Below are 7,989 nucleotides of genomic sequence, written 5' to 3'. Positions count from 1 at the left end.
CCGGAAGTAGTAGGACACCAGGTCTTGAGCCTTCGTGGTCTTGGAGTCCTTGTAGTGGTAGACCTTGCCGCCCCGAATCCCCGTCCGGTGGCGAGCCTTTGACGTGGGCTCGACCGGGATGGTGAACCGAACGTCAGGCACTACGGGGATCGTCGTCACAGGTCGTACTCCTGGTCTGCGTGAAGGTCGTGGGTGTGGTCGGCGTCGTCCCAGTTGTGGGCTGTTCCGTCGCAGCCGGTTTCGTGGATGCTGTCCCAGGTGCCGCAGTCGCAGGCGTGGACGATGGGGTAGGCGCTCACAGCAGCTCCTCCCCCGTCTCGTCGAACATGGCGTCGCAGTCGGTGCACCACATGAAGTGGCCGAAGCTGTCGCGGTAACCGGCCTGCAAGTCGAGGTGCTCGCAGGACTGCTGCGGCCGCGTGTCGACGTACTCGCCGCAGTCCACGATGGCGCTCATAGCCGAATCTCCTGCCCGCAGTGAGAGCAAGGCGCGGTGTTGAAGTCGTCGGACTTCTCAAGGCGATCAGCCTCCGCGTACAGCTCAGCGAACACATCTCCTGCGTCGATGCCACGGTCGTTCATCCAGTCCGCGAACCGATGCAACTCGTCGGCGGTGTACGGGGCGCTCACGACTGCGCTCCCACCGTGTACGCGATGCTGATGCAGACGAAGCCGTATCCGACGCCCAGCAACGCCACCAGGGCGCACACGAGGAGGCTCAGGAGCTTGCTCATGCCGCCACCTCCGCCGGGATCTCACGGCCATCGGCCTGCCACTCAGCGACCAGCTCAGCGTGAATCGGCGTCGGCACAATCCCACGAAGCGCCGAAACAGCCGTCACACGAATCAGATTGGGTTCCATCAAGGTTCCTTCCGAGAGATGGAGATAGAAGCCCGTTGCGCCGGGCTGTGTTCACACACTAACACAAGAGTGTGCGCACACACTCCACATTGAGCGCGCAAACACCAACACAGGCGCGAGCGCGGAATTACGGCAGGTCAGAGCCTCATTCGTGCGAGGCATGGGATTTTGCGTGCTTGGTCGTTGCGTGTGTTGACGCAGGCGCCTCCGGCGGGTTCTTTGCAGGTGGGGCAGTCGTGGTTGATGGCGTTGTTGATGTCGTATGCGGCCCAGACGGGGTCACCGTCGGCTCCTGCGATGGGGAGGCCGCCGAGCTGGGTGTCGGGTGTTGTGGTGGCGGTGATGGGTGTGAGTCCTGTTGTGATGCCTCGCTTTGCCCGCTCATCGTGCTCTCGGCGCATCGCGGTGTCCTGCCGTGACTGGCGGGCTAGGCGGATGAGTTCGCCGATGCTGAGGCGCCCTCCGGGGGTTCCGGCGTAGAACGTGGTGACGGCGTTGAGGAGGTCGGCTCGGTCGAGGTTGTATTTCTGGATCGCTTCGGCCCATGCGGCTGTGCGTCCGTCGTCCTCGTGGCCGAAGTAGTCGTCGAAGACGGCGGCTCGGGCGAAGACCATTCCGGTGGCGATGAGCGTTTCGTCGGTGGCGTCGATGCTGGTGATGGTCATGCGTTTCTCCTGGCTTGGATGAGGCGTTCGGCGGAGGCGAGGTGCCCGAGGGCTTTGGTGGTGGGTTTGCCTTGCCCGGACGGAGCTGAGGCTTTGGCGCCGGCTTTGTGGACGAACGCGGCGATCTGGGTGGGGCTGAACGAGTCGGATGCTTCCCAGGCTCGGATGCCGTTGGCGACTTGCTGGCCGGGGATGCCCTGTGCGATGAGTGGCGTGATGGCGTCTTCGATTTGGGCGAAGGTCTTTTGGTCGATCGGTGTTGCGGATGCCTGGACGTAGTCGTGCATGAAGGCGTGGACGGCGGGGAATCGGGCGGTGGCGTTCGCCGCGTCGATGGCTTGTAGTCCGCGTCGGCGCTTCGCGGGCGCGTTACTTACGTGAGGGGGGGTACTTAGGTGAGTAGATAGTTCTTTCTCTTCCTCTACCTCTACCTCTGCTTGGTTTTGCTTGAGCGTCTGCTTAAGCGGATCGCAAGCAGCTGCTTGACCTTCGCTTGCCTCTTCCGGGTCCGGCTTGGGGTAGCTGGCGTTGGCTGCGCGGGCCTTTCCACCCTTGCTACCTGCGGCTTTCTTCGCTGCGGTGGCCGCTTCGATGTCGGCTCTGGTCTGCTGATGCTCGGCGTAGTCCGGAAAAAACACGCCAGAATTTGGTAGTGCCGCACCAGTTTTCTGCCGAAATTCTGCCGCGATTTTGTCGAAATCCTGTCGCGATTCTGTCGCTAAGTTGATTCCGACGCGGCTCTGCTCGACTGCTTCCCGGTTCCGCTTGGTGTCCATCTTTCGCCAGACGGCAGCGTCGATGACGCCGTCGGTCTTGTAGTTGCGGCAGTACATGAGAGCTTCGACGATGAGCCAGCATTGCCCTTTGGTGAGGGCTGCGAGCTTGGGGTGGTCGGGCATGTCGACGGCGAGGGTGATGTAGATGCGCTTGTCCTTGGGCATCTCAGGCCGCCTTCCGTGCGTCGTGGCGGGCCACGAGGGCGTCGATCAGGGTGGTGCCGCAGAGGGATTCGGCGGTCATCTGCGCTTCGATGGTGGCGTTGAGGTAGAGCTCGGCGAGAGCGTCGGCGGGGATGCTGATGCGGCCGTGCAGCGCGGGGCCTTCGGCCCATGCAGTGAGTGCGGTCGCGGGGATTTCGATCCGGTGCCGGCGGCCTGGCGTGGGCAGGGGGTCCACGTCGATGATCCAGCCGGTTTCGGTTGCCGCGGTGATGGTGACGAGCACCCCCGGGGCGTAGGTGCCCCAGGGGGTTTCGACGGCGGCGGTGAGCGCTTGCACAGTGCCGATGGGGTCGGGCGGTGGGATCATGCACTCACCGCCCGACGCTCAGCGATGGAGGCGATTGCTTTCCTGGCCTCGGTCCGGCCGGTTTCGCTGTTGGGGATCGCGTATCCGGCGCGGATGTGGCCGCGGGTGTGCTGCCAGTGGTCGAAAGCGTCCTGGGCGCAGTCAGGGATGACGCGGCAGCCGGCGCAGCGGGCTCGGGCTGCGGGCCGTCTGGCTTGTGCGCCGGGGAGGTTCGCGGTCTCGTAGAGGGCGATGTCCTGCCCGAAGCACTTGGCGTCCTTGCGCCAGGCGTAGGGGGTGTTCATGCTGCTGCCCTCCGTCGGGCATTGTCGGTGGCCTTCCAGTCGCGGCACGGTTCGCAACGGCATCCGTCCTTGTTGTAGGCGGTTGCGCCGCCGTGCTGTGGGGCCGCTGGGGCGTAGGCGCGGCCGTCGCGGAGTTCGCGGTCGAGGAAGCGGCGAGCTCGCCACGCCTTGCGGCGCAGCGCCTCCCGCTCGTCACCCTCGGACTGCTCGAAGGCGTCGAGGACAGCACGGAACTGGACGGCGTCGGCGCAGACCTCGCACAGATCACCGGAGCCGGTGAGGTACAGGTGGCTGTAGGCGCCGCCTCCGCGGGTAGTCACGGCACGCATCCCGCCGCACTGGGCGCAGGCCGTCGGGGTGGGCGGCTTCGTGGACCGCTGGGTGAGGTTGACGGCGTTGTCGCTGCGGCGGCGGGTGGCCCGCTTCTGCGAGTCGAGGTTCGGTTCCGGCTTGCGCCGGTTCTGCACAGGCCGGACACGGGGTTTGACCGGCTCGTATCCGATGGGTTCGGCGAGGATGGCCGCGGCAAGCGGCGAGAGGACGATGGGCTTGGCGACCTCACGGGCGGCGAGGCGGAGTTCGCGGCGGCAGGGCGGGCAAGTGCCGCAGACGCATTCGGTCACTGGGGTCCTCCGATCCAGAGGCGGTTTCGGTTTCCGTGGCGGGTGTGGCGGGCCGGCGCGATGTAGCCGACGGGGGTGATGCGCTGCCGCTTCGACGCGTTGAGGAACAAGGCGGGGAGGACGTTGGGGTTCCCCTCCCCCGCCGACGCCGGGATGAGGGCCCGGACGGTGTCGGCGGAGAAGGGGACGGCGCCGCGGATGCAGGCGTCGAGCGCGGCTTGGGCGTGCTCGAGGTAGCGGCTGTGCGGTGTGGTTGCGGCTGCGATGCAGTCGTCAGCGGTGAGGGTCACTGGTTCTCCTCGGAGATTCGGACATAGATCGGCTGCCGCTGCGGGCAAACGAGGGACGAGTCGTACTCGGGACAGCAAGTCACCGACCTGCTCACGTTCTTGTTCTCTCGCCATCCGCGCTTGTTCTTGTGGCTCCACTCGCGGTGGTGGGTGATGCGCCCGTATGGCGGGGTCGAGAGGAGGGGGTGCTCGCAGTACCACCCGACGTGCCGGAATCCGTCGAGCTGCTTTACCTCGGCGTTGATCACGTCCGCCTTGGCTCGGGGCGCTTCCCAGAGAGGAGGAGGGTTCCAGCCGAGTGCCTTGGTGATGTGCTCGTATGCCTCGTTGGCTCGCTCACCCGCGAGCTCGGCGAGGTAGTCGCGAAGTTCCTTGTAGCTCATGCCCAGGCCTCCGGGGTGGCATAGAAGGGGAGCTCGATGGGGTGGCCGGTGAGGAGTGCGCAGACGATGGCCTGCCACTGCGCGGTCACGCGACCACCTCAAGGAAGGCTTCGAGGTCGTCCCAGGCGTCACGCCAGGTGGCGAACACTGCCATCGGACGCGGGGAGGCTGGCGAGACGTACACACCCCATTCGCCTGCGCCGATCTTCGCGATCCGCCATCTCGTGGTCAGGCTCAGCCGCGTCATGCGACCACCTCGGCTGTGTCGAGGGTCTGCTGCTCCGGCTCGGTGGACTGCTTTCGTCCTCGCATCGGCCAGTCGCCGTTGACATCCGAGGCATCCTTGCCTTGGCGGCGGAGGTACTCCGCGAAGTCATCCTGGCGGGCTGCGTGCCATTCGGCCTGCGACTGCATGATGTCGAGCCCAGCCAGCGCGGAGTACTTGCGCGGCAACTTCCAGGCGAGCCTGGCCGCGGCGAGTGCATCGCCATCGGCGGAGTGTGCGCCATCGAGACGCACGTCGTAGTGCTCGCAGACAGCGGCGAGGGTCCGCTTGCCCTTGCGGTACGGGTCCATTGCTCGGTCGATGACGAATGGGTCGATCACCAGGCCGGGCTCAAGGGGCGGGTAACCGAGCCGCACCCCCTCGCGGTCCATGAGGGTCAGGTCGTAGGCGGCGTTGAACACCACGACCGTGTGGCCGGCTTCCCATGCCGCGGTGAGGGCCTGGCGGATCTCGTGGTAGCCCTCGGTGTAGTTCTGGCCGTGTTCGCGGGCGTGCTCGGTGGTGATGCCGTGTACCGCGGTCGCGCCTTCGGGGATGCCCTGCTGCGGGTTGAGAAGCCAGTTCTGCCCGGAGTGCTCGCGCCCGTTGATGAGCGCGATGTGGGCGGTGACGATGCGGGCGTTGGTTGGGATCGGCCCGGTGGTTTCGAGGTCGAACGCGGCCATGGGTGCGGTGGTCCAGTTCATTCTGCTGCCTCCTGCTGGAAGAGTTCGGTCGGCGCGTCGGGCGCGGGATCGGGGGCGGTTTCGGGTTCCGGCGCAGGTGTGTTGAGGTCTGCGAGGCGTGCCGTGATGCGCTCGCTCACGGTCTTGCGGCCCTGCGAGCCCTCCGGCAGGGTCGCCGCCTGGTTCCAGATCGCCTTCAATGCGTCCTTCGTGTCGGCGGCTTCGATGCCGGCGAGGAGGCTGTCGAGATCGACGACGACATCCGGCTGCTCCTCGGGTAGCGGCTCGACGACGTACGGTGCGCGCTTGCCTCGGGTCACCGTGAGCGCCAACGTGAGGCGCTTGTCGATGTGGGACAGGTGGCTGATGCGGATGCCGCCGACCTCCTGGCCGCCGAACCGCACCGATGCGTCGCGGTACAGGGTCATCCGTCGTCCGACGTACGCCGATGCCTCTGCGCCCCATGCGGCGACGAGGATGCGTCGCACTGTCTTGGATGGGCGGAACGGGCGGCCCGGGAACTCGACGAGGTGGATGTTGACCGGCTGCTCGGACGAGCCCTTGCTGACGCTTTCGATCTGGACGGTCCGCGGACCGCTGAGGAGATCTTCGGCGTTGAGCTGGTCGGACTTGGGGGCGATGGTTTCTGTGATGTCCATGGCTAGATCACCATTTCCAGTTCGATCGTTCGTTCAGTAGCGGGAAGGCCGGCGACCGACTCCTCGTAGAGGCGGATCATCTCGGCGGCGTTCTCTTCCAAGGCGCGGACTGCGGAGTTGATGGCGTCGAACCAGCGCTGATCCGGGAAGACGCGCTTCACCCAGAGAGGCATCCCGCCGCAGTAGGAGACGTAGTCGATCCAGTCGCGGCCGGACACAAGCAGCCCGCATTGAAGCTGCGGCATGTTCTCGATCGGCGGATGCCCGGAAAGGATGGTTTCCAGGTGGATCTTCTGTCGGCGGGACTTGATCTCGATCAGTCCGTCGTCGCCGACGAGCCCGTCCGGGGAGTATCCAATCTTGACGCCCTGGTCTTCGCGGATCATGAAGCCGGTCTCAGTGACTGGCGCGTAGTGCTCGGCGTACACGTCGCGGGCTAGCGGTTCGTCCTCGATGCCGCGGAGCATGTCGTCGCTGATGTACGTCGGATCGGTCCATCCAGTGATGCGTTCGGCTGCAAGAAGTGCAGTCAGGCCACGTGATTCCGTGTTGCTTGCCGTCTGGAGGGTCTTCGCTGTGACGAGCTTCCCAACGGCGGAGGCGGTGACGATGCCTCGGCGCTGGTCGTGCCACTCGTCCGTTCCCTGCGTGATGCTGGGGAATTCGGTGAGGGTCATCGGACTTCCTTTCGAGGCCAGAAGATGAAGGCAAAGAACGCCAGGATTGGGAGGGTGGTGATCGCGTGAGAGCCAGCGATCAGCCAGAAGCCGGTCACAGGAACCCGCTCGGCGGGAGCGAATCGATCAGCCCGTCCGTGACCATCGAAAGCTCCTGGGCAGTCAGGCCCTCGTAGTTGGCCCGGTAGGTGCCCTTAGCCCTCAGGCTCGGGTAGTGGAAGTCAAAGAAGTCGTCGAAGCGGTCCAGCTCCTCAGTGAGCGACGCGTCGAGCGGGTTACACTGTGCGGGCATCTGCGTTTCCTTCCGATTGGTGGGTGCCTGGCCGTCCGGTTGCGCCCGGGCGGCCGCTCTCTTTTCAGGCAGCATTGAGCGCGTCGACTGCAGCAGTCAGGGCCGCGTAAACCGCTGGCATCTGGTCGATGTCGATCGCGTGGCTGCCAATGAGGACCAGCCGCTGGGCATCCGAGACCTGGGCGCTGATCTCGACACTGTGATCGTTGGCCGTTTGGATGTCGGCGATGTGCCTGATCCAGTCGCGTGGGCTGCTCATGCCGCCACGTCCTCGATGCCGACTCCGACGAGGTCGAAGAGGTTTGTGAACAGGACCCCGATGCGGAGTTCGTCGGCGCTGAGGCCGACCATCTCGGCGGCCAACTCAAGACGCGCCGGGCTGACATCAAGAACAGTGGTGCCGACGAAGGCTCTGACGAGTCCAGCGATCAACTTCTCGCCTGGGTCAATGAAGCCGTTGAGGGTTCGGGACAGCGTGGATCGTTCCATTCCCATGGCGTCGCCGAGCTTCTGCTGTGTGGTCATGCCCGACAGCTGCCGGTACTCGGCGAGCCGTTCTCGCTTGAGCTTGATTTCAGCTCCCATATCAACTCCTAGTGTGTGCGCACTCGCTGGTGCTTGTGTGCGGTCACACAACCATAGCGCCTACTGTGCGTGCGCGCAACATGCGTGGGTGCACACGCTCACCGTGCGCGCACAGAAATTTTTCACTATCTGGAATCTCAACTCGGCATTTGGGATATCCGCTGCTCTACCTGGGAAACAACAAGCGTGTAAGTCAAGTGCCTGCTACTCGTGTGCACACGCACACCGTGTTGCCCCAGCGTTTGGCGCGTTATCGTGGCCAAATGACGCAGTTTTCAGACTGGGTAGACCGACTGTCACGAGAGCGCGGCTACGAGTCCGACTTAGCAGCCGCACAAGCAATCGGCGTATCTCATGCAGTACTTGCACGATGGAGAACCGCCAAGGAGCCGCCATCGGGCGGCAGCGTG

At 65.0% G+C, this 7,989-nt stretch carries 18 protein-coding genes; all 18 read right to left on the bottom strand.

Annotated features, from left to right (window positions below; genetic code table 11):
- Positions 1-155: 155 nt before the first annotated feature.
- Positions 156-299, bottom strand: coding sequence for a hypothetical protein (locus tag BR31_RS31740; protein ID WP_156042625.1), 144 nt, complete (start codon positions 297-299; stop codon positions 156-158).
- On the bottom strand, positions 296-457 hold the full coding sequence (locus BR31_RS31735) for a hypothetical protein (protein ID WP_156042624.1): 162 nt from the start codon (positions 455-457) through the stop codon (positions 296-298). Before BR31_RS31735 ends, BR31_RS31740 begins: the two co-directional genes overlap by 4 nt.
- On the bottom strand, positions 454-630 hold the full coding sequence (locus BR31_RS31730; protein ID WP_156042623.1) for a hypothetical protein: 177 nt from the start codon (positions 628-630) through the stop codon (positions 454-456). The genes BR31_RS31735 and BR31_RS31730 overlap by 4 nt, the downstream gene beginning before the upstream one ends.
- Positions 631-730: 100 nt before the next feature.
- Positions 731-862, bottom strand: coding sequence for a hypothetical protein (locus BR31_RS32520; protein ID WP_269321369.1), 132 nt, complete (start codon positions 860-862; stop codon positions 731-733).
- A gap of 137 nt (positions 863-999) precedes the next feature.
- Positions 1,000-1,527: a hypothetical protein gene (locus BR31_RS0124840; protein WP_027503327.1), complete on the bottom strand. Its 528-nt coding sequence runs from the start codon at positions 1,525-1,527 to the stop codon at positions 1,000-1,002.
- The gene (locus BR31_RS30825; protein WP_051637731.1) at positions 1,524-2,468 is read right to left on the bottom strand and encodes a hypothetical protein; all 945 of its coding nucleotides are present in this window, start codon (positions 2,466-2,468) and stop codon (positions 1,524-1,526) included. The genes BR31_RS0124840 and BR31_RS30825 overlap by 4 nt, the downstream gene beginning before the upstream one ends.
- Before the next feature lies 1 nt (position 2,469).
- Positions 2,470-2,835 carry a hypothetical protein gene (locus BR31_RS0124830; protein WP_027503326.1) on the bottom strand — a complete coding sequence of 122 codons (366 nt, stop codon included), beginning with the start codon at positions 2,833-2,835 and terminating at the stop codon, positions 2,470-2,472.
- Positions 2,832-3,119, bottom strand: a complete 288-nt coding sequence (locus BR31_RS30060) for a WhiB family transcriptional regulator (protein ID WP_051637730.1) — start codon at positions 3,117-3,119, stop codon at positions 2,832-2,834. Before BR31_RS30060 ends, BR31_RS0124830 begins: the two co-directional genes overlap by 4 nt.
- Entirely contained in the window at positions 3,116-3,742 is a 627-nt protein-coding gene (locus BR31_RS0124820) for a hypothetical protein (RefSeq protein WP_027503325.1), read from the bottom strand. Before BR31_RS0124820 ends, BR31_RS30060 begins: the two co-directional genes overlap by 4 nt.
- Positions 3,739-4,032 carry a hypothetical protein gene (locus BR31_RS0124815; RefSeq protein ID WP_027503324.1) on the bottom strand — a complete coding sequence of 98 codons (294 nt, stop codon included), beginning with the start codon at positions 4,030-4,032 and terminating at the stop codon, positions 3,739-3,741. Before BR31_RS0124815 ends, BR31_RS0124820 begins: the two co-directional genes overlap by 4 nt.
- Positions 4,029-4,415, bottom strand: coding sequence for a hypothetical protein (locus tag BR31_RS0124810; RefSeq protein ID WP_027503323.1), 387 nt, complete (start codon positions 4,413-4,415; stop codon positions 4,029-4,031). Before BR31_RS0124810 ends, BR31_RS0124815 begins: the two co-directional genes overlap by 4 nt.
- Before the next feature lie 85 nt (positions 4,416-4,500).
- A complete protein-coding gene (locus BR31_RS31725; protein ID WP_156042622.1) occupies positions 4,501-4,662 on the bottom strand; it encodes a hypothetical protein in 162 nt (53 codons plus the stop codon).
- The gene (locus BR31_RS0124795; protein ID WP_027503322.1) at positions 4,659-5,387 is read right to left on the bottom strand and encodes a 3'-5' exonuclease; all 729 of its coding nucleotides are present in this window, start codon (positions 5,385-5,387) and stop codon (positions 4,659-4,661) included. Before BR31_RS0124795 ends, BR31_RS31725 begins: the two co-directional genes overlap by 4 nt.
- Positions 5,384-6,025 carry a hypothetical protein gene (locus BR31_RS30820; protein ID WP_051637729.1) on the bottom strand — a complete coding sequence of 214 codons (642 nt, stop codon included), beginning with the start codon at positions 6,023-6,025 and terminating at the stop codon, positions 5,384-5,386. The genes BR31_RS0124795 and BR31_RS30820 overlap by 4 nt, the downstream gene beginning before the upstream one ends.
- Before the next feature lie 2 nt (positions 6,026-6,027).
- The gene (locus tag BR31_RS0124785; protein WP_027503321.1) at positions 6,028-6,702 is read right to left on the bottom strand and encodes a lambda exonuclease family protein; all 675 of its coding nucleotides are present in this window, start codon (positions 6,700-6,702) and stop codon (positions 6,028-6,030) included.
- A 94-nt stretch (positions 6,703-6,796) separates the two neighbouring features.
- Entirely contained in the window at positions 6,797-6,994 is a 198-nt protein-coding gene (locus BR31_RS0124775) for a hypothetical protein (RefSeq protein WP_027503320.1), read from the bottom strand.
- A 64-nt stretch (positions 6,995-7,058) separates the two neighbouring features.
- A complete protein-coding gene (locus tag BR31_RS0124770) occupies positions 7,059-7,253 on the bottom strand; it encodes a hypothetical protein (protein WP_027503319.1) in 195 nt (64 codons plus the stop codon).
- Positions 7,250-7,579, bottom strand: coding sequence for a helix-turn-helix domain-containing protein (locus BR31_RS0124765; protein WP_027503318.1), 330 nt, complete (start codon positions 7,577-7,579; stop codon positions 7,250-7,252). Before BR31_RS0124765 ends, BR31_RS0124770 begins: the two co-directional genes overlap by 4 nt.
- Positions 7,580-7,989 lie beyond the last annotated feature (410 nt).

It is taken from the genome of Rhodococcus sp. UNC363MFTsu5.1, assembly GCF_000686785.1.
GTDB classification, from domain to species: domain Bacteria; phylum Actinomycetota; class Actinomycetes; order Mycobacteriales; family Mycobacteriaceae; genus Rhodococcus_G; species Rhodococcus_G maanshanensis.
Note: the sequence above shows the minus strand (reverse complement) of the source record. Positions and strands in the feature narration are given on the sequence as shown.